Annotated in this window: 16 protein-coding genes; 9 read left to right on the top strand and 7 right to left on the bottom strand. The window is 65.1% G+C overall.

Features of this window, described 5'->3' with window-relative positions:
- The first annotated feature begins 236 nt into the window (after nucleotides 1–236).
- Genes GGR62_RS09435 through GGR62_RS09425 form a run of 3 tightly spaced genes read left to right on the top strand, consistent with a single transcriptional unit; the run spans nucleotide 237 to nucleotide 2872 of the window.
- Complete coding sequence (locus GGR62_RS09435; RefSeq protein ID WP_016902555.1) at nucleotides 237–434, top strand: zinc-finger domain-containing protein; 198 nt, start codon at nucleotides 237–239, stop codon at nucleotides 432–434.
- 10 nt (nucleotides 435–444) lie between these two features.
- On the top strand, nucleotides 445–1557 hold the full coding sequence (locus GGR62_RS09430) for a glycosyltransferase (RefSeq protein ID WP_184407648.1): 1113 nt from the start codon (nucleotides 445–447) through the stop codon (nucleotides 1555–1557).
- A complete protein-coding gene (locus tag GGR62_RS09425) occupies nucleotides 1538–2872 on the top strand; it encodes an O-antigen ligase (RefSeq protein ID WP_184407647.1) in 1335 nt (444 codons plus the stop codon). The genes GGR62_RS09430 and GGR62_RS09425 overlap by 20 nt, the downstream gene beginning before the upstream one ends.
- Nucleotides 2873–2936: 64 nt before the next feature.
- Here GGR62_RS09425 and GGR62_RS09420 read toward each other — a convergent pair whose 3' ends face one another.
- Entirely contained in the window at nucleotides 2937–3857 is a 921-nt protein-coding gene (locus GGR62_RS09420; RefSeq protein WP_184407646.1) for an LpxL/LpxP family Kdo(2)-lipid IV(A) lauroyl/palmitoleoyl acyltransferase, read from the bottom strand.
- Nucleotides 3858–3933: 76 nt separating this feature from the next.
- Here GGR62_RS09420 and waaA point away from each other — a divergent pair, with 76 nt between their 5' ends.
- Entirely contained in the window at nucleotides 3934–5250 is a 1317-nt protein-coding gene (waaA, locus tag GGR62_RS09415; protein WP_184407645.1) for a lipid IV(A) 3-deoxy-D-manno-octulosonic acid transferase, read from the top strand.
- Between the two features lie 205 nt (nucleotides 5251–5455).
- Here waaA and GGR62_RS09410 read toward each other — a convergent pair whose 3' ends face one another.
- The 3 genes from GGR62_RS09410 to GGR62_RS09400 all read right to left on the bottom strand — a co-directional run bounded on the left by GGR62_RS09410 (nucleotide 5456) and on the right by GGR62_RS09400 (nucleotide 8298).
- The gene (locus tag GGR62_RS09410) at nucleotides 5456–6838 is read right to left on the bottom strand and encodes a TolC family outer membrane protein (RefSeq protein ID WP_184407644.1); all 1383 of its coding nucleotides are present in this window, start codon (nucleotides 6836–6838) and stop codon (nucleotides 5456–5458) included.
- A gap of 20 nt (nucleotides 6839–6858) precedes the next feature.
- A complete protein-coding gene (locus GGR62_RS09405) occupies nucleotides 6859–7515 on the bottom strand; it encodes a protein-L-isoaspartate O-methyltransferase (RefSeq protein WP_184407643.1) in 657 nt (218 codons plus the stop codon).
- A gap of 129 nt (nucleotides 7516–7644) precedes the next feature.
- Nucleotides 7645–8298, bottom strand: coding sequence for a TetR/AcrR family transcriptional regulator (locus GGR62_RS09400; protein ID WP_184407758.1), 654 nt, complete (start codon nucleotides 8296–8298; stop codon nucleotides 7645–7647).
- A 383-nt stretch (nucleotides 8299–8681) separates the two neighbouring features.
- Here GGR62_RS09400 and GGR62_RS09395 point away from each other — a divergent pair, with 383 nt between their 5' ends.
- On the top strand, nucleotides 8682–11636 hold the full coding sequence (locus GGR62_RS09395) for a ligand-binding sensor domain-containing diguanylate cyclase (protein WP_184407642.1): 2955 nt from the start codon (nucleotides 8682–8684) through the stop codon (nucleotides 11634–11636).
- Nucleotides 11637–11858: 222 nt separating this feature from the next.
- On the opposite strand, the gene GGR62_RS09390 is transcribed toward GGR62_RS09395, so the two are convergent.
- Entirely contained in the window at nucleotides 11859–12743 is an 885-nt protein-coding gene (locus GGR62_RS09390) for a LysR family transcriptional regulator (RefSeq protein WP_184407641.1), read from the bottom strand.
- A 120-nt stretch (nucleotides 12744–12863) separates the two neighbouring features.
- On the opposite strand from GGR62_RS09390, the gene leuC reads away from it, so the two are divergent.
- The 4 genes from leuC (at nucleotide 12864) to GGR62_RS09370 (ending at nucleotide 17013) form a co-directional block, all read left to right on the top strand.
- A complete protein-coding gene (leuC, locus tag GGR62_RS09385) occupies nucleotides 12864–14303 on the top strand; it encodes a 3-isopropylmalate dehydratase large subunit (protein WP_184407640.1) in 1440 nt (479 codons plus the stop codon).
- Nucleotides 14304–14370: 67 nt separating this feature from the next.
- Nucleotides 14371–15018, top strand: a complete 648-nt coding sequence (leuD, locus tag GGR62_RS09380) for a 3-isopropylmalate dehydratase small subunit (RefSeq protein WP_184407639.1) — start codon at nucleotides 14371–14373, stop codon at nucleotides 15016–15018.
- A gap of 76 nt (nucleotides 15019–15094) precedes the next feature.
- Nucleotides 15095–16168, top strand: a complete 1074-nt coding sequence (leuB, locus tag GGR62_RS09375) for a 3-isopropylmalate dehydrogenase (RefSeq protein WP_184407638.1) — start codon at nucleotides 15095–15097, stop codon at nucleotides 16166–16168.
- A 44-nt stretch (nucleotides 16169–16212) separates the two neighbouring features.
- Nucleotides 16213–17013 carry an inositol monophosphatase gene (locus GGR62_RS09370; protein ID WP_184407637.1) on the top strand — a complete coding sequence of 267 codons (801 nt, stop codon included), beginning with the start codon at nucleotides 16213–16215 and terminating at the stop codon, nucleotides 17011–17013.
- Nucleotides 17014–18024: 1011 nt separating this feature from the next.
- Here GGR62_RS09370 and GGR62_RS09360 read toward each other — a convergent pair.
- Complete coding sequence (locus GGR62_RS09360) at nucleotides 18025–19587, bottom strand: 2-isopropylmalate synthase (RefSeq protein WP_184407636.1); 1563 nt, start codon at nucleotides 19585–19587, stop codon at nucleotides 18025–18027.
- Nucleotides 19584–20705: a threonine dehydratase gene (locus GGR62_RS09355; protein ID WP_184407635.1), complete on the bottom strand. Its 1122-nt coding sequence runs from the start codon at nucleotides 20703–20705 to the stop codon at nucleotides 19584–19586. Before GGR62_RS09355 ends, GGR62_RS09360 begins: the two co-directional genes overlap by 4 nt.
- Between the last annotated feature and the right edge of the window lie 9 nt (nucleotides 20706–20714).

Raw genomic sequence — 20714 nt, 5'->3', positions numbered from 1 at the left:
GGAACGCCGTTCGCCCCGATGATAGGCGCGATGGTGGGGGCGCAGTGTCGTGCCCTGCAGCGACAGTGGCTGTCGGAGCGCATAGGCGGCGACCGCATCCGCAGACCACCTCGGCAACCTGACCGGCAACCAGTGAAACGATCGCCTGCGCCATCGCGCGCGGCGAGGTCAATGGGCCGATCACCACGCAGGCTGCTAGAATCCGCGCTCTGCCTTTGCCCCTTGATCGTGCCGCCATGAGCCAGACCGCCACCGCGCCCGCCAATGCCGAATCGCGCTACACCGTGCACCGCAGCGATCTGCCGCTGAGCTGCCCGACGCCGCAGATGGCGTTGTGGAACTCGCATCCGCGGGTGTATCTGCCGATCGAAGACGAGCCCAACTGCGAAGCCAAGTGCCCGTATTGCGGCGCGTTGTTCGTACTCGCCGACTGATCCTGGCCGGATGCACCGCCTGACCGTGGTGCAACTGCTGCCGGCGCTGCAGTCCGGCGGCGTCGAGCGCTCCACCCTGGAAATCGCCGCTGCGCTGGTGCGCGCCGGCCACCGCGCGGTGGTCGTCTCGGCCGGCGGCCGCTTGGTGCAGCCGTTGCTGGAGGCGGGCGGCGAACATCTCACCCTGGAGATCGGGCGCAAGTCGCTGCTGACCTTGCGCCACGTGGTCGGCCTGCGCCGGTTGTTTGCCGAACTGGGCGCCGACATCGTGCATGCGCGCTCGCGCCTTCCCGCATGGTTGGGCTGGTACGCGCTGCGCGGTATGTCCGAGGCGACGCGTCCGCGCTTTGTCACGACCGTGCACGGGCTCAATTCGCCCAGTCGCTACAGCGCGGTGATGACCTACGGCGAGCGGGTGATCTGCGTCTCGCAGACAGTGCGCGAGTATGTCTGCACGCATTATCCGCAGACCGACCCCGCGCGCTTGCGCACGATCCCGCGCGGTGTCGATATCGTGCAGTTTCCGCGTCGTCCGCAGCCTGATAACCGCGCGCGCAAGTGGGCACAGACGCTGTTGCCCGGCCTGCCGGTCGACGCGCCGCTGTTGTTGTTGCCCGGTCGCGGCACGCGCCTGAAAGGGCATGCCGACGGCCTGCAATTGCTGGCCGATGTACGCGCCGCCGGTGTGCCGGCCTGGCTGTGGTTGCCGGGCGCGCGCGAGCCGGGGCGCGAAGCCTATGTGCGCGAACTGGAGGCCGAGGCGGCCAGGCTGGGGGTGGCCGATGCGGTCGCGTTCACCGAGCCCACCGCACGCATCGCCGAGGCCTATGCAGCCAGCGATCTGGTGCTGCAACTGTCGCGCAAACCCGAGGCCTTCGGTCGCACCGTGGTGGAGGCCTTGTCGGTGGGCCGGCCGGTGCTGGGCTGGGCGCACGGCGGCGTCGGCGAACTGCTGGCCGAGCTGCATCCCGGCGGCGCCGTGCCGGCCTTCGATGCCAACGCCCTGCGCACGCAGGCGCTGGCCTTGCTGCAGCAGGCGCCGACACCGCCCGCGGTCCTCCCCTATACGTTGCAGGCCATGCAATCGGCCACCTTGAAGGTCTATGACGAACTCCGCCGCTGAGGCCATCCCGCACACGCCTGTGTTGACGCCCGATGCCGGTCGCTGGGCCCCGTTGTGGGTCATCCTGTTCGTGGCGCTATGGCCCACGCCCGGATTGGCCGAAACAGTGCTGTCGCTGGGTGCGGTATTCGCTGGATATCGCTTGCTGCATGCGCGGTTCCGCGGCGGCACCCGCTTGCTTAGCAGCGCGGCCTGGGCGCTGACCAGCGTGTTGTTCATGGCCTATTGGTTGCCACAGATGCTGTCGGCGTTCGACGCGGTGGATGTCGGCCGCGCGTTGCGCAAATCGGCGACCGATCTGCGCTACCTGCCTTTCATGTGGTTGTGTGCGATTGCGGTCGCCAATCCGCAGCGCCGCCGCCGCACCTTCGCTGGTCTGGCGGTGATTGGCGGGGTGTGGACGCTGGATGCGTTGCTGCAGGCCGCATTCGGGAGCAGTCCGCTGTTCTTCGGGCTGGATCAGCTCAAGCAGCTGATCAGTGGCCATGGCCTGTGTACGCCGCAGGAGTTGGCGTTGGTGGACCGCCTCAGCGGCGTGCTGGGGCCGTGCAATCTCAAGTTCGGGCAGACCCTGGCCAGCCTGTCGCCGTTCCTGTTGCTGGCGCTCGGGCGGCGCAACGCCTGGGCCTGGGCAGGCGCGGCGGCGGCGGTCGGGGTGGTGCTGGTCTTGGCCGGCTCGCGCGCGTCGTGGATCACCTATGGCGTGATCGTGCTGCTGTCCGGCTGGCAGTTGCTCGGTGGCCGTCGTCTGCTGGGCGTGGCGCTGGTCGGCGCGCTCCTGGCCGTCGGCGTGGTCGCCGTGGCGCCGCAAGCGCGCGAGCGGGTCCAGCGCACCGCATTGGCCTTCGGCAATGGCGAACAAGGCGTGGATCAGGCCTTGTCCGGGCGTGCGCAGATATGGGGCGCGGCGCTGTGCATGATTCGCGAACATCCGTTCAATGGAGTCGGTGCGCGCGGTTTCCGTCAGGCATATCCAGCCTGTAATCCGGCCCCCGGACAGGCACCAGCCTGGGGCGCCGGGCCGGCTTTCCATGCGCACCAGATCGTACTGGAAATCCTGGCCGAAACCGGCGTGATCGGTTTACTGCTGTGGCTGGCCGGTGCGGCGCAGGCCTGGCGTGCGTGGCGCTATTCCAGTGTGGCGGCACGCGAGCAGGCGCGGCCGGCGATGATCGCACTGGTCGCCACTGTGTTCCCGTTCAATACGCATCTGGCGTTCTATTCCAGCTTCTGGGGCGGCCTGAGCCTGATGCTGGCCGCGTTGTATGCCGGCGCCTTGCTCAACGACGATGCAGACCGGCTGCTGCCGCGATAACCCAGGCTGGCTCGAAGCGTGGCATCTGCGGATGCCTGCATCGCATGCATCCAAACAACCGACATCACCGATAGAAATCGCTGCGCCCACCGGGCTGGCGTTTGAAGCGGCGATGGATCCACAGGTACTGGTCCGGCGCCTCGCGCACCATGTCCTCGATCGCCGCATTGACCTGCGTGGTATCGGCGATCACATCGTCCGATGGAATGCCTGCCAGCGGTGGTGCGATCTTGAGGATGTAGCGGCCGCCTTCGCGGCGATGGAAGTACGGCACCACCGCGCAACCGGTCAGACGCGCCAGCTGATGGGTGGCGGTGATGGTGGAGGCCGGATGCCCGAAAAACGGCACGAACACGGTGTCCTTGCCGCGCATGTCCTGGTCCGGCGCGTACCACAGCAAGCCACCGCGCTTGAGATGCTTGATGGTGGCGCGCAGATCCTCGTTGGCGAACATGTGCGTGGCATAGCGCAAGCGGCCGCGCTTGACCGCCCATTCGAATACCGGGTTTCGGTGCTTGCGGTACATGCCGGCCAGCGGCACGTGATCGCACAGCAGCCGTCCGCACATTTCCAGCGTCATGAAGTGGCCGGACACCAGCAACACGCCGCGCTTTTGCTCCTGCAGCTGCTGCAGGTGTTCCAGGCCTTCGATCTGCACGCCGGGGCGAATGGCATCGATGCTGCCCCACCATGCACGCGCGAATTCGAACAGGCCCACGCCCAGCGCATCGAAACTATCGCGCAGCAGTCGCGCCCGCCAGGCATCGTCCTGCTCTGGAAAACACAGCTTGAGGTTGACCTCGGCCGCTCGCCGACGCGTGCCCGCCAGACGCATCGCGATCCAGCCCACGCCACGGCCCAGCGCACGCTGCAGCATCCAGGGCAGGCGCCCGGCAAGCACCATGACCGCAAGACCCAGATACATGGGCCAGTGCCCGGGGTTGCGCAGGGAAGGGCGGACGGCGACGGTGGCGGATTCGGACATGCGTCAAGTCTAAGGGATCACGCACGCCGGGCAGCGTGCACATGCGCACGCTGCAACGCTCCCGTATCCTGCACCGATGCGGAAAGATCCGATCGAATGGCTGTTGCGCGGGCTGTACTCGGCGCTGTTGTACCTGTTGCTGCCGGTGACGGTGTACCACCTGGTGTGGCGCGGCTTCCGTGTACGCGAATACTTCAATCGCTGGAACGAGCGCTATGCGTCCTATCCGCATGCCCGCGGGCGTCCACGCGTGTGGCTGCATGCGGTGTCGGTGGGCGAGGTCAACGCCGCCGCGCCGCTGGTCAATGCGCTGCGTGCGCAGCGCCCGGATATCCGCTGGGTCATCACCACCATCACGCCGACCGGTTCCGAGCGCGTGCGCGCGGTCTGGGGCGATGCGGTGGACCATGTCTATCTGCCCTACGACGTGCCCGGCAGCGTCGGTCGCTTCCTGGAGCACTTTCGCCCGCGTCTTGCGCTGATTCTGGAAACCGAACTGTGGCCGAACATGCTGTTTGGCTGCCGCGACCGCAAGATTCCGGTGTACATCCTCAATGCGCGTTTGTCGGCGCGGTCGCTGCGCGGTTACCGCGTGCTGGCGCCGCTGATCAGCCGCGCACTGCGTACCGTCACCTGCGTGGCGGCGCAGTCGCAGGACGACGCAGCGCGCTTCCTCACGCTGGGCGCGCGTCCCGATCAGGTGACCGCGCTGGGCAATCTGAAATTCGATATCGCCGCGCCGACGCAACTGCAGGCGTTGGTGACGCAGTTCCGCACCCATGTGCCGGTAACGCGACCGGTGTGGATCGCGGCCAGCACGCATGAAGGCGAAGAGTCGGCGGTGGCCGATCTCCATGCGCGCCTACTGGTGCAGTTTCCCGAGTTGCTGCTGCTGTGGGCGCCGCGTCACCCCGAGCGCTTTGCCAGGGTCGAAGCGCTGGCGCGCGAGCGCGGCTGGGCAGTGTCCACGCGCAAGACGCAGCAATGGCCGCAGGCGCGCGACAAGGTGTTCGTGCTCGATACCCTGGGCGAGCTGATGAGCTTCTATGCCTGCGCGCAGGTCGCCTTCGTCGGCGGCAGCCTGCAGCCGATCGGCGGGCACAATCTGCTCGAACCGGCAGCGGTCGGAACGCCTGCAGTGACCGGCCCGCATCTGCATAATTTCTCGGAGATTTCGCGGCGCATGCGCGAAGCCGAGGCGGTGGCCATTTGCGAGGATGCCGATTGCGTGTATCACGATCTGGCGCGTCTGCTCGGCGACCCGGCGCAGCGCGAGGCGATGGCGGCCAACGGATTGGCGTTGGTTGCCAATGGCAAGGGGGCAGTGGCGCGCACGCTGGTGCAGATTGCGCCGGACCTGCCGCCAGTGGTCGACGACGGGGCTTCGTCCTGACGATGCCTTCGCGCAGTGCATCGTTGCATTGCGATCGTCACGCAATACATGCTTTCACGTCGCGGCCGTTTGCGCTGTTGTCGTGACGGGAGTCAAGCGCGGCGATGCACAACCCAGTCATTGCACGCGGCGACGTCCACCCAGGGCAGGCACAAAAAAGGCGGGCCTGTGCCCGCCTTCTTCTGCAGTGATGTCGCTGCCGGCTTTACTGCAGTGAGCCACTGCCCTGCAGCTTGGACTCGGCGTCCTGCGACAGCAGGCGGTTCACATCCTGCAGGTCGCTGATGTCGAGCTTGCCGATGGCCTGGCCCAGTAGCAGGCGGTTCTGCAGGAAGTTGTAGCGCGACTGCGCATAGTTCAGCTGCGCCTGGAACAGCGTGCGCTGATTCTGCACCACGTCCAGCACGGTGCGCGTACCGACTTCCAGGCCTACCTGCGAGGCGTCGTATGCGGCCTGTGCGGAAACCACGGCCAGGCGGCGGGCTTCCACTTCGCTGATGCCGGCGACCACGGTCTGATAGGCATTGCGCGTATTGCGATCCAGCGCGCGCTTCTGCTGCTCGTAGGTGTCCTGCTGGATATCGCGCTGCGAAAGCGCCTGACGTACCGCCGACTGGGTGGCGCCGCCGGCAAAGATCGGAATCGACAGCGTGATGCCGATCGAGTCGGTATCGATGTCGCGGCCGTTGGTGGTGAAGTTGCCTGCCGCCTGATCGACCGTGCTGGCACCGCCCCAGCTGTTGCTGCGGCCGACATTGGCACCAAGGTTCAAGGTCGGGTAATGGCCTGCACGTGCCGCATTGACCTGGGCCTCGGCGGCGCTGACCTGCAGCTGCTGCGCTTTCAGCGCCGGATTGTCAGCGATGGCGGTGGACACCAGCTGATCGACATTGGCGTAGGCGGCCGGCACTTCCGGACGGAATTCCTCCGGCAGCGCGCGCAAGCCGACCACCGGCTGGCCGGTCAGCTCGGTCAGCGCCTGGTAGTAATCCTTGAGCGTATTACGTGCGTTGATGGTGTCGGCACGCGCCTGGTCGTACTGGGCGCGGGCTTCGTGTACGTCGGTGATCGGGGCAAGACCCACTTCCAGGCGCTTGTCGGCGTAGTCGAACTGCTTCTTGGCCGCTGCCTCGTTGGTTTCTGCTGCCGCCAGCGATTCGATGCCCACCAATACCTGGAAATATGCAGCCGAGGTGCGGGTGATCAGGTCGTTGTTGGCCGATTCCAGGGTGAAGTCGGCGGCCTTGGCCACTTCGCGCTGCGCGCGCAGGTTGGCGAACTGGGCCCAGTTGAAGATGGTCTGGCTGCCCTGGATCGCGTAGGAGCGTTGCTTGGTGGTGGAGCGTCCGTCCACGCCTTCCAATTCACGGTGCGACTGGGTGAAACCGGCGCTGCCATCCAGTTGCGGCAACAACGCCGCGCGGGCCTGCACCTGGCCCTCCCGATTCGCCAGGCGGGTGGACTCGGCCACTGCCAGCTGCGGATCGCCGTTGCGGGCCATTTCGTAGACCTGCAGCAGGTCGGTGGCGTGCGCAGCCATTGGAGACAGGGCGGCGGCCAGGGCCAGAACGAGGGATCGGCGGATCATCGGGGAAGCTTCCTTGGGGATCAAAATTGGAATCGGGGCGTCGGTGCGGCGCCCTGGAGATAGGCGATGTCGGTTTCGAACAACGATTCGATGCGCGCGGCGTTGACTTCGCCACGGACCAGGACTGCTTCCATCACCGGTTCGTGACCGCGCACCACGAACAGCCGGCCGTTCGGGCGCAACCATTGCAGCCACTGCGTCGGCAGCGTATCGACCGCAGCGGTCACGCAGATGGCATCGAAACGGCGCTCGCTCTGCCAGCCGAACACGTCGGCGGTTTCGATGCGCACATTGCTGCCCAGGCCGGTACTGTCCAGATTGGCGCGTGCGGCCGTCGCCAGTGCCGGGTCGATCTCCAGGCTGACCACCTCGCGCGCCAGCGCGGCCAGGCAGGCGGTGGAATAGCCGCTGCCGGTGCCCACTTCCAGCACCTCTTCGCCCGGCTGCAGATCCAGCGCCTGCAACATGCGGCCTTCCACGACCGGCTTCATCATCTTGTGGCCGGCCGACAGCGGGATCTCCACATCGACATAGGCCAGGGTCTTGTAGGCCTCCGGTACGAAGGCTTCGCGCGGCAGGCGCGCCAGCACGTCGAGCACGCGCAGGTCCAGCACGTCCCACGGCCGGATCTGCTGTTCGACCATCTTTTCGCGGGCCTGGGAGAAATCGATCGTCATGGTGCGGGTATCCAACGCGGTGGGGCAAACATTTTAGCGGTGCGCGGGGGCGCCTGGTGCATCTAGCATCGCTGCGCGGCGGCAACCGGCGCAGTGCCGGAAGTCATCGCCACCAAAGGCCGGGGGCGATCAGCGGGGCGCATAGGCCCTCAAGAAGAAGTCCACGCTGGCCTGGATGTGTGCATCCACCTGTGCGCGGGTGGGCTGACCATGCAGGCCGCACATCATCAGCGCGTGCAGCTCGCCCTTGAGCAGGCAGAAGAATTGCGAGGCGGCACGGGCCAGATCGGGGATCTCCAGCTGGCCATCGGCCACGCGCGCCGAAAGAAAGTCTGCGAGCGCCTGCTTGGTTCGCGTGGGTCCGGCGGCCCAATACATTTCGCGCACATGCACGTCGCCGGTCCCCGGCGCCATCATCATGCGGTGGGTGGCGATCGCCGAGTCGGTACTGACCATCGCGAAGAAGGCGTTGGCGATTTCGATCAACTGATCGCGGAGCGTTCCCTTGGGGGCGTGATCGAACAGGTCGTCCGGCATCATGTGCTGGCATTGCGCACGGATCGCCTCGGAAAACAGGCTCTCCTTGTCGCCAAAATGGCTGTAGACGGTCAGTTTGGATACGCCGGCCTGGGCCGCGATCCCATCCATGCTGACCCCCGCATAGCCTTGTTCCATGAACATGGTGCGGGCAGCGCCCAGAATGGCGGCACGTTTCCCAAGATCCTTGGGGCGCCCGGGACCGTTGCTCTTGGTCTTGGACGTGAGGGGGGGCGAACTGGACATGGCGCCAATACTAGACCATCGGGTTCTATATTTATACTCGGCTGCGATGAACGCATCAGGCCGGGGCCTGGAGCGGCGATTCGCGAGAGCGGCGAAGCGATGTGCCGTAGGCGTCGATGCATGGGGAATCGATGGCATCGCCGGCTGCGATCCGGTCCCGTGGGGGCGTTCCAGGGCGGTCCCCGCAAACAGCGCATGTCACCGGATGCCGTGAGTTACCGGCAGGTGCGGAATTTTAGGATGCGAGGAAAACTGCGGTGATAGATTGCCGCAGTCTGTCTGTACCATACCGGCGGGTATCTTCGATAGATGGATACAGGGGGATTTGGAGGGTGGATACGTCCAGGGCGCATACGCATGCAGGCTGCGTTCGCAGCACATGCGTGCAGCGGATCGGGCGACTGTGGCTGTGGGCGTTGCTCTGCTGCGGGCTGTTCGGCGCCTGTCCGGCCGTTGCGCAGGCGCTCGACCACACCACCCACCACACGGTCACGCGCTGGACCATGGACGACGGCCTGCCGCACAACCTGGTGCACACGGTGGCGCAGGCAGAGGATGGGCAGCTCTGGCTGGGCACCTGGGAAGGCGCAGCGCGCTTCAATGGCCGCGACTTCACGGTCTACGACAGGCAGAACACGCCGGGGGTCGAACTCGGCGGCGTGTTCGTGGTGGTGCGCGACAGCGCCGGCGGCATGCTGTTCGGCACTGCCTTCGATGGGGTCTATCACTATCAGGATGGTCGATGGCAGCAATTGGGCGATGCGTCCGCGCGCCATTTGGCCGTCAGTGCGCTGTTGCGAGCTGCGGACGGCGCGCTGTGGGTCGGCACGCCGCAGACGCTGTACCGGATCGAAGCGAACGGCCGCGCGGTCGATGTGGGGCAACAGGCCGGGCTTCCGCGTGCGCGCATCACGGCATTGCTGGCCGACGATAGCGGCGCTCTGTGGATCGGCACCGAGGTGGGGTTGTATCGCCTGCCGCGCGAGGGTGGCGCGGCGGTAGCCTGGGGCAAGGCCAACGGCATGCGCAGCGTGCCGGTGCGGCGGCTTGCCGGCGACCGTCAGGGCGGCTTGCTGGTCGCCAGCGATGATGGCGTGTGGTGGTGGGAGCGTGGCGGCGGCGGCTTGCAGCGATTCCATCGGGGCCAGCGCGTGGATGCGTTGCTGTTGGACCGGCGCGGGCATCTGTGGATGAGCATGCCGTCGGGCATGCTGGTGGTGCACAGCAGCCGGAATACCCCGGACGAAGAAATCCCGATCTCCGGCGTCTCCAGTCCGGCGCTGCTGGAGGATGCCGAAGGCCTGATCTGGGCTGGCAGCACGCACGGCCTGTTCCGGGTTGCCGAAGGCGCCGCGCATGGCGTCACCCACGAGGACGGGTTGGCGTCGGACTACGTCCGCAGCGTGCTGCAGACCGGCGATGGCACGGTGTGGGTAGGCAGCGCGGTCGGTCTGGACCGATTACGCAACGGCATCACCCGCCGGGTGTCGCTGCTGCCCGACGACCGCGGACGCGTGCGGGAGCAGTCGGTGCTGGCATTGGCCGATGCCGGTGATGGCGGTGTCTGGGCCGGCACCTACAGCCAGGGAGTGGTACGCCTGGATGCGCAAGGCCGCGCGCTGTCGCGCATCGGGGTGGCCGATGGTCTGCCATCGATGACGGTACGTTCGGTGTTGCCCGATGGCGATGCCCTGTGGATCGGCACGGCGGGCGGGTTGGTGCACTGGCGTAATGGCCAGGCGCGCCGTTATGGCGCCGCCGACGGTGTGCCGGAAGGTTCGGTGCAGGTGCTGTATCGCGATACGTTGGGCGTGGTGTGGATCGGCACCGATCGCGGCATGACCGCGCTAGCGCCCAACGGAAACACGCGTGAGTGGTTGGGGGAGCAGGACTTCCCGGCGCAGAACGTGTTCGATTTCCTGCGCGATGGCGGTGGCGATCTGTGGATTGCCAGCGACCGTGGCCTGCTGCGGCTGCATGGCGAGCAGTTCACCGTCTACGACCACCGCGTCGGGCTGCCACGCGACAAGGTGTTTCGCGTGATCGACGACGGCCGCGGCTACTTGTGGCTCTCGAGCCACCACGGCGTGTTCCGCATCGCGCGCGGCGATTTCGATCAGGTCGACGCCGGCATCCGCGAACAACTGAGTGTGGAAGTGGTGGATCGCAGCGATGGCATGCCTGGCAATCAAGGCAACGGCAGCAGTGCACCGGCCGGCTGGCTGACCCACGCCGGGCAGCTGTTGTTCCCCACTTCTGCCGGCCTGGGCGTGATCGATCCGGCGCGTGTGGGCACCCTGGAAGGCCATCGTGTGCCGATCGTGTTCGAGCGGCTGCTGGTCGATGGCATGGCGCAGCCGCTGAGCGGCCTGCATCGGTTCGGCGCGCAGACCCGACGGATCGCCATCAATTTTGCGGGACTGAATTTTCGCGGCCCGGACAAGTTGCGCTATCGCTACCGTCTGGAGGGGTTCGATCCGGAGTGGATCGACAGCGACAATGCCAGCGAAGCGATCTACACCAATCTGCCGCCGGGGCGCTTCCGGTTTCGCGTGCAGGCGATGTCGCTGCCGGTGGACTGGCGACAGGCCGACCTGGTGGGCGAGGCCAGCTTGTTCATCGCGTTGGCGCCGCCGTGGTGGCGTCGCGCCGAAGTGCTCGCGGTGGGCATCGCCTGCCTGAGCGGGCTGATCTACGGCTTTTATTTGTGGCGCACCGCCAGTTATCGTCGTCGTCAACGCCAACTCAATACGGTCATCGACCGTCGTACGCGCGAACTGAGCGACAAGAATCTCGCGTTGCAGCAGGCCAGCCAGGAACGCGAAGCGTTGATGCGACAGCTGGAATATCGCGCCAGCCACGATGTGCTCACCGCATTGCCGAACCGACGCGAGGCAGAGCGGGTGCTGCAGCAATGGTTCGACGAGGCGCACGCCGGTGGCGCCGCGTTGTCGCTGGCGCTGATGGATATCGACCACTTCAAACGCATCAACGACGCGTACGGGCACGAGGTGGGCGATGCGGTGCTGCGTGCGGTGGGTCAGGCCTTGAGCGAACAGGATCAGGTGCATTTCTTCGCGGCGCGTCATGGCGGTGAGGAGTTTCTGCTGGTGGCGACCGGCCTCGATGTGGCGCAGGCCCAGGCGCTGTTCGAGCGCATGCGCCAACGCCTGGCTGCGATCAGCGTGGAAGTGCAAGGCGTGCAGGTGCAGTGCACTGCCAGCATGGGCATGGCGATGAGCGAAGAGGCGCCGACGCGGCGCGAATTGCTGGGGTTGGCCGATCGCCGCTTGTATCAGGCAAAGCGGCAGGGGCGGGCGCAGTTGGTGGGGCCGTAGCGCTGGTGTTGTGGGCTGTGCTTCGACGCGCGAGGTCTTTAGATTTATCCGGCGTGGTGCATGCGTCCTTGCGCTACGTGTCCTGTGCGCCATGCGTCGCGCGCGTATCCAACGGTCGCTGCTGGCTGCACTGCGTTCGCACTCCCTGTCTTGATGTGGTCTTCGACGGCAACAGGATGTCGGCGTGTTCAATAAAGACAGCGTGCAACAAACGCGATACACCTAGACCTGCAGCGAGTCGGCCTGCGCGTTCAGCAAAGCAACGAAGGCCTGCGCCGCGCGCGACAAGGTGCGCCCGCCGTGAGTCACGCAGCCCAGCTCGCGCGACAGCGTCACATCGGCCAGCGGCAGCGCCACGATCTGATGGTCGATCATGCGCTGCGGCAACACGCTCCAGGCCAGGCCCACCGACACCAGCATCTTGATCGTCTCCAGATAATTCGTGGTCATGCGCAGGCTCGGGGCCAATCCACGCGCGGCGAACAGGCCGGCGACGATGCGATGGGTGAAGGTGCCCGGATCCGGCAGCACCGCCGGATGTGCCACCACATCCTCCAGCGCGACGCTGGTCATCGCTGCCAGCGGATGATCGGGTGCCACCACAAAATGCAGGCGGTCGTGCCAGATCGGTTGCGCACGCAGCGGCGCACGCGTGTCGGGCGCCAAGGTGGTCACCGCCAATTCCACCTCGCCGCGCAGCACCGCCGCGTACGCCAATTCCGAATCCAGGAACTGGATGTCCAAAGCTGCCTGCGGGTGGTGTGCGGTGAAGCCGCGCAGCAGGGCGGGCAGGCGATGCAGGCCGACATGATGGCTGGTGGCCAGGCTCAGGCGTCCGCCGACGGCTGCACCCAGATGTTCCAGCACACGGCGGGTGTCATCCAGTTCGGCGAGGACGCGTTGTGCGCGCGGCAGCAGGGCCTGGCCGGCTTCGGTCAGCACCACCTGGCGGCCGAGGCGGTCGAACAGGCGGGCGGACAACTGGCCCTCCAGCATGGCGATGCGCTTGCTCACCGCCGGTTGGGTGAGATGCAATGCCTCGCCGGCGGCCGAAAAGCTGCCGCTTTCGGCAATCGCCACGAACGCGCTGAGGCTCGCAAGATCCACTTCTATTCCTAAAATTCATTTGTTGAATAAACAATATGAATTTGCGTAATCCAAGGCAAGCTCCTAGCATCGAGCTCAGCCAGGTGGGCGCTCCCACCAACCGTCAACCGGATCGCCGCAATGACTGCCAAGACGCTGTACGACAAGCTGTGTGACATGCACGAGGTCACGCGTCGCGACGATGGCTCGTCGCTGATCTATATCGATCGCCACATCCTGCACGAAGTGACCTCGCCGCAAGCGTTCGAAGGCCTGCGCCTGGCCGGGCGCAAGCCGTGGCGCATCGACGCCAACATCGCCACACCCGACCACAACGTGCCGACCACGCGCGCCGAGCGTCAGGGTGGGTTGGAGTCCATTTCCGACGAAGTCTCGCGCCTGCAGGTGCAGACGCTGGACGAGAACTGCGACGACTTCGGCATCCTCGAGTTCAAGATGAACGATGCGCGCCAAGGCATCGTGCACGTGGTCGGCCCGGAGCAGGGCGCCACGTTGCCGGGCATGACCGTGGTCTGCGGCGATTCGCACACCTCCACCCATGGCGCGTTCGGCGCGCTGGCGCATGGCATCGGCACCTCCGAGGTCGAGCATGTGCTGGCCACGCAATGCCTGATCGCCAAGAAGATGAAGAACATGCAGGTCCGCGTGGACGGCACGCTGCCGTTCGGCGTGACCGCCAAGGACATCGTGCTGGCGGTGATCGGCAAGATCGGCACCGCCGGCGGCAACGGGCATGCGCTGGAATTCGCCGGCAGCGCGATCCGCGCGTTGTCGATGGAAGGCCGCATGACCATCTGCAACATGTCCATCGAAGCCGGTGCGCGCGTGGGCATGGTGGCGGTGGATGAGAAAACCATTGCCTACGTGCAAGGCCGCCCGTTCGCGCCCAAGGGTGCGGACTGGGACGCTGCCGTGGCGCTGTGGAAGACGTTGGTCTCCGACCCGGGCGCGCACTTCGATACGGTGGTGGAGCTGCGCGCCGAAGACATCAAGCCGCAGGTCAGCTGGGGCACGTCGCCGGAAATGGTGCTGGCGGTGGATCAGCAGGTGCCGGATCCGGCCGCCGAGCAGGACCCGACCAAGCGCGATTCGATCGAGCGCGCGCTCAAATACATGGGCCTGAAGGCCAATCAGCCGATCACCGACATCCGCCTGGATCGGGTGTTCATCGGCTCATGCACCAACTCGCGGATCGAAGACCTGCGCGCCGCCGCTGCGGTGGCCAAGGGCCGCAAGGTTGCTTCCACCATCAAGCAGGCGCTGGTGGTGCCGGGCTCGGGCCTGGTCAAGGCGCAGGCCGAGGCGGAAGGCCTGGACAAGGTGTTTCTGGATGCCGGTTTCGAATGGCGCGAGCCCGGTTGCTCGATGTGTCTGGCAATGAACCCGGACAAGCTGGGCAGCGGCGAACATTGCGCCTCCACCTCCAACCGCAACTTCGAAGGTCGCCAGGGCGCCGGCGGACGCACCCACCTGGTCAGCCCGGCAATGGCGGCGGCGGCGGCGGTGAGCGGCCACTTCGTCGATGTGCGTGCACTGCAGGGAATCGAGAATCGGGAATAGGGAATCGCCACGTCCCGTCTCCGCTCTGCCGATTCCCCATTCTCCACTCCTAATTCCCGGCCTTCCTATGAAACCTTTTACCCAACACACCGGCCTGGTCGCCCCGCTGGATCGCGCCAATGTCGATACCGACCAGATCATTCCCAAGCAATTCCTCAAGTCGATCAAGCGCACCGGTTTCGGGCCGAACTTGTTCGACGAATGGCGTTATCTGGATATCGGCGAGCCCGGCCGCGACAACAGCCAGCGCCCGATCAACCCGGAATTCGTGCTCAATTTTCCGCGTTATCAAGGTGCCAGCGTGTTGTTGGCACGCGAGAACTTCGGCTGCGGTTCCTCGCGCGAACACGCGCCGTGGGCACTGGACGAATATGGCTTCCGCGCAGTGATCGCGCCCAGCTTTGCCGATATCTTCTTCAACAACAGTTTCAAGAACGGCTTGCTGCCGATCGTGTTGGCCGAAGCAGAAGTGGACGCCTTGTTCGAGGAGTGCTTTGCCACCGAGGGCTACCAGCTCACCGTGGATCTGGCCGCACAACGCGTGCGCCGTCCCGATGGCGTGGAATACAGCTTCGAGATCGATGCATTCCGCAAGCACTGCCTGCTCAACGGGCTGGACGACATCGGCCTGACCTTGCAGGACGCCGATGCAATCGGTCATTTCGAGCAAGGCCATCGCGCGCGCCAACCGTGGCTGTTCGGCGCGCTGCAGTAATTTCGCCGGCACGTGCCAACGATCCGGTTACGCCAGGGACGTGCTGCGCTGTGTTGATTTCACTGACGAGGATTGCATGAGCAAGCAGATTCTGATTCTTCCTGGTGACGGCATCGGCCCGGAGATCATGGCCGAAGCGGTCAAGGTGTTGACGCGGATCGACGCGCAACATGGCCTGGGCTTCACCCTGGTGTACGACGAACTGGGTGGCGCGGCCTACGACAAATACGGCAGCCCGTTGGCCGACGAAACGCTGGAGCGCGCGCGCGCTGCCGACGCGGTGCTGCTGGGTGCGGTCGGTGGGCCGCAATGGGACACCATCGATCCAGCGCTGCGCCCGGAGCGTGGCCTGCTCAAGATCCGCTCGCAGCTGGGGTTGTTCGCCAACTTGCGCCCGGCGCTGTTGTATCCGCAGTTGGCCGATGCCTCCACGCTCAAGCCGGAGGTGGTGGCCGGGCTGGATCTGCTGATCCTGCGCGAACTCACCGGCGGCATCTATTTCGGCCAGCCGCGCGGCACCCGCATGCTGGACAACGGCGAGCGCCAGGCCTACGACACGTTGCCGTACAGCGAAAGCGAGATCCGCCGCATCGCCAAGGCCGGCTTCGAGATGGCCCGTCTGCGCGGCAAGAAGCTGTGTTCGGTGGACAAGGCCAACGTGTTGGCGTCGAGCCAGCTATGGCGTGCGGTCGTCGAAGAAGTGGCAAAGGACTATCCGGACATCGCGCTGTCGCATATGTACGTGGACAACGCGGCGATGCAGCTGGTGCGCGCACCCAAGCAGTTCGACGTGATCGTGACCGACAACATGTTCGGCGACATTCTGTCCGACCAGGCCTCCATGCTGACCGGCTCCATCGGCATGCTGCCCTCGGCGTCGCTGGATGCCAACAGCAAGGGCATGTACGAGCCGTGTCATGGCTCGGCACCGGACATTGCGGGCAAGGGAATCGCCAATCCGTTGGCGACCATCCTGTCGGTGGCGATGATGTTGCGTTACACCTTCGCGCAGGCCGCCGCTGCCGATGCGATCGAACACGCTGTCGGCAAGGTACTCGACCAGGGCCTGCGCACCGCCGACATCTGGTCGGAAGGCACGACCAAGGTCGGCACGGTCGCGATGGGTGATGCGGTGGTGGCTGCGCTGTAAAGCCGTTCATTCGCTTGTCTTTTGTACTGGCGAGGGTCAACTAGATGAAGATGCTGGCTGTGGCCATGGCTGTGGCTCAAGAGGCCGGCGCTTATCTGATGCGCAACCGGTCGAACATCGGCAGGGCAGTCGCCAAGGGCGACCAGTTTAATGTCGTGACAGAGGCGGACATCGGCGCGGAAAGGCTGATCCTTGATGGTTTGCACCGAGCATTTCCAAACCACTCGACCATTGCGGAGGAGAGTGGAGTAAAGCTCCATCCCGAAAGCCCATATACCTGGGTCGTCGACCCGCTGGATGGAACCTCCAACTATGCGGCGGGGCTACCCTGGTACGGCGTACTGATCGCGCTGATGCGCGACGCAACGCCAGAGCTCGGAGTCATGTACTTGCCAGAAAGCAGCGAGTTGTTCGTTGCCGAGCGCGGTCGAGGCGCATTTCTTAATGGTCAGCGGATTCGCGTAACTGAAGAGACGGAGCTGAGTAACGTACTGTGGGCGTACGGCATGGACGCGCCTGATGAATTGCACGAGCAACGGGATGGTCGGCTGCTTTTCGACGTTCTTCGGAGCGTGCGAAATTTGAGGACGACCAACAGTCTGGTCGATTCCGCCTTAACGTGCACCGGAAAGATTGGAGGAATGCTTAACCGCAACACGCGGCTATGGGACATCGCAGCACCGTCCCTGGTTGTCCAGGAATCTGGGGGGCTTTACACCACCATCACGGGTGATCTTCTGTCTTTCGATCTGACCGAGACCGCGCACGACAAGGAGTACGCAGTCCTTGCCGGTGCACCCGCGCTACATCGGCAAGTCGCAAAGCTCGTTCGTAAACATCTCTAGAAGATTTACGGCGCGGTACGCCGGTGCGCTGTCTTGTCTTCCCATGACCCTGTACCTCACCAACTGGAGTAGCCGATTGAGTTTGAAGATCCGTTGTGCGAGCGACGCAATGGCTTCGAGTGGATCACCATCAACCGCCAGGCAAGCTGAACGCATTTCGTCGGCAGGCTTGCGATGAGCTCATAGCCGCGCTGCACCGCGCCGGGTACGACAGGACCATCGGCGTGATCGTTTTGGCAGGTGCGGGAGTGCGCGCCTTCTGTACCGGCAGCGACTATCTGCACGCGTTGGCAAGTACGATGGCCGCGGCATCGTTGGCCTGCTCATGGAAGAGTTTCATTAGGTAATACCGGTCATCGCTTTATCGGGCGATGGCCGTTTTCGTTTGTGGTGCTCATTGATGGCGCGGTGCCGCATCAGTTATCCGGACACGCCGTGGATTTATCCATGAGGACTATGTGGAGGCATCCATGCCGGTACATGGTCCTGCCCCCGGACGTAACACCGCGCTCCCACTATCGCTGCCGCTGATCGGCAAACAATGCTTTCAGGCACACGCCGGGCCCGCCGACTCGGCAGGCGATGTCGCTAGGATCACTTCAATGCTTCGCCTTTACTGTGGCAGCGAAAGCCGCGTTCTGAAGCACCATCAATCAACCAGACGTCGCTTTTCCTTCAGTCTCCAACAATATTCGGAGGCGCTTGTGCGCGTACCGGCGTGGGACCTTACGCGGCATGGATGCCGCGTAAGAGCCTACAGGGACGTACTCGCGGCGTGTCCCACGCCGGTACGCGTGCAAGCGCCCTCAGTGATCGAGGCGTTTGCGCGAACCCGGCAGACGTCGTGCGTGGGATTGGTCGATGCGGCGCCGCGCTCCCACTCTTCGCGGCTGCTGATCGGCACGCAATGCATTCTTGGAAAACGTTCAAATCACCAACTACCAAAAAGCAAGACGGCCAGCAGATCACTCCGCCGGCCGTCAGGTTTACATCGTTTAGCAGATGGCAGCGCTACGCCACCGCAGCCGTCTTACCAGCAACCACGCCACGCTGGCGCTGACGCAACAAGCGGTTGGCGACATCCAACCACGCCAGCGCGCTGGCTTCGATGATGTCCTTGCTGGTGCCGGTGCCTTCGTATTCCACGCCGTCGTGGCGCACGCTCAGGCTGGCTTCGCCACGTGCGTCCGCACCGATGCCCACGCTGTGCACCTGATAGCTGTCCAATTCCAGCTTCACACCGGTGGCCGACGCCAGCGCACCGAATAGCGCATCCACCGGACCATTGCCTTGCGCGGTTTCGGCAACACGATTGCCTTCCGGATCGGACAATTCAACTAGCGCATTGGCGCGGCTGCCGACATCGCTGATGGTCATCGAGGCCAGACGATAGCCTTCCTGCACGGTGGCGTCTTGCATCAGCGCCTGCAGATCGGCGTCGGAGACCACGCGCTGCTTCTCGCACAGTGTCTTGAACTGTTCGAAGACCAGCTTGACCTCTTCTTCTTCCAGCAGGTACCCCAACGCACGCAGACGCTGCTCCACTGCCGCGCGGCCGCTGTGGCGGCCCAGCACCATCTGCGAGGATTCCCAGCCCACGTCTTCCGGGCGCATGATTTCGTAGGTGCCGCGATGGCGCAGCATGCCGTGCTGATGGATGCCCGACTCGTGCGCAAACGCATTGCCGCCCACCACCGCCTTGTTGCGCTGCACCGGCATGCCGACCAGGCGCTGCAGCAGCTGCGAGGTGGACACGATACGTGGTGTGTTGATGGCCGAGTCGATGTTGTAGAACGCACCACGGACCTTGAGTGCCATGGTGATTTCTTCCACCGCGCAGTTACCGGCGCGCTCGCCGATGCCGTTGATGGTGCACTCGACCTGACGCGCGCCGCCTTCGATGGCGGCCAGCGAATTGGCAACCGCCAGTCCCAGATCGTTGTGGCAGTGCGCACTGAAGATGACGGTGTCGGCACCTTCCACGCTGGCGATCAGGCGCGAGAACATGCCGCGAATTTCTTCCGGGGTGGTGAAGCCCACCGTGTCCGGCAGGTTGATCGTGGTGGCGCCGGCGGCGATCGCCACGCGGGTGACCTCGGCCAGGAAATCCTCCTCGGTGCGAGTGGCGTCTTCGGCGGAAAATTCGACGTCGTCGATGTAGCCGCGCGCCAGCGTCACATGCCTGTGCACCGATTCCAGCACCTGTTCGCGGCTCATGCGCAACTTGTGCTCGCGGTGCAGCGGGCTGGTGGACAGGAAGACATGCAGGCGCGGATTGGCGGCCGCCTCCAGCGCACGTGCGGAGGTTTCGATATCGGCCTGCAGGCAGCGCGACAGCACTGCCAGCGTGGGGCGACGCAACTCGCGGCCGATCATCGCGATGGCTTCGCGGTCGGAATGCGAGCTGGCCGGGAAGCCGGTCTCGATGATGTCCACACCGAGCTCGTCCAGTGCGCGCGCCATCACCAGCTTCTGCTGGGGCGTCATGCTGCAGCCGGGGGATTGCTCGCCGTCGCGCAGGGTGGTGTCGAAAATTCGGATACGCGGGGTCTGGTTGGATACGGTCGTGTTCACCAGGAAGACTCCTCTACGGCGATGGCGGTGACAGGCGTTGAAGCGACTGCGGATGGGCGGGAAGGTGCGTTGGTTTTTTCGGGAGGTGGCTTGGTGCTGCGTTCGCTACGAAGTCGCTCGGTATTGCGACGGCGCGGCTTGCGTGGCGGCCGCGGCCGTACCTCGGACAACAGGGTGGCCAGGACAGTTGCGTCGATATTACCGCCAGAGACCACCGCACATTTGCGTTTGCCTGAAACGCGGCGACCAGCGGCCAATGCCAGTGCCCCAGCGCCCTCGGCGATGACGTGTTCTTCCAGTGCCAACCGCACCAGGGTTTCGCGTAATTCAGCTTCGCGCACGATCACTACATCGTCGAGCAGGCTCGCGCATAAACGGCGGGTCAGGAAGCCGGGAATCTTGACCTTCACGCCATCGGCCAGCGTCGGCACCGGGGTGATTTCGCGTAGATCGCCGCGCACCGCGCGCGCCATCGAATCGACGCCTTCCACCTGCGCGCCGACGATGCGTACGCCTTGCGACTTCAGTGCCAGTGCCACGCCCGACGCCAGCCCGCCGCCGCCGATCGGCACGATCACCACATCCGGCGCATGCGCGGCCAGTTCGATGCCGACCGTGCCCTGCCCGGCGATCACGTCGGGATCGTCGAAGGCAGACAGAAAGCGGTAACCGTTCTGGTCGGCCAGCTCGCGCGCAAACGCAAATGCCTCGTCGTAACTGTTGCCATGCTGGCGCACGGTGGCGCCCCAATGTGCGACGCCAGCGATCTTGGTCTGCGGCGCACCGTGCGGCATCACCGTGATGGCCTGCACGCCCAGCCGATACGCCGACCACGCGACGCCTTGCGCATGGTTGCCGGCCGAGGCGCAGATGATCGGGCGCTCGTCGCCGCGTTCCAGGCCGGCCAGCAACGCGTTCAGTGCGCCGCGCACCTTGTAGGAGCCGGTGCGCTGCAGATTTTCCAGCTTCAACCACACCCCGAAGCGCTCGGCGTAATGCAACGGCGTGGGCGACAGGTATTTGCGCAGACGTGCCTGCGCAGCCAGCACATCGGCCACGCTGACGGCCACGTCGCTTACGTCGGGCTCCTGCAGTGACGGGCGGTCGGAATCAGGCATTGCGGCACG

Origin of the sequence: Xanthomonas sp. 3075 (genome assembly GCF_014197275.1) — a bacterium.
GTDB classification, from domain to species: Bacteria; Pseudomonadota; Gammaproteobacteria; order Xanthomonadales; family Xanthomonadaceae; genus Xanthomonas; species Xanthomonas campestris_B.
Note: the sequence above shows the minus strand (reverse complement) of the source record. Positions and strands in the feature narration are given on the sequence as shown.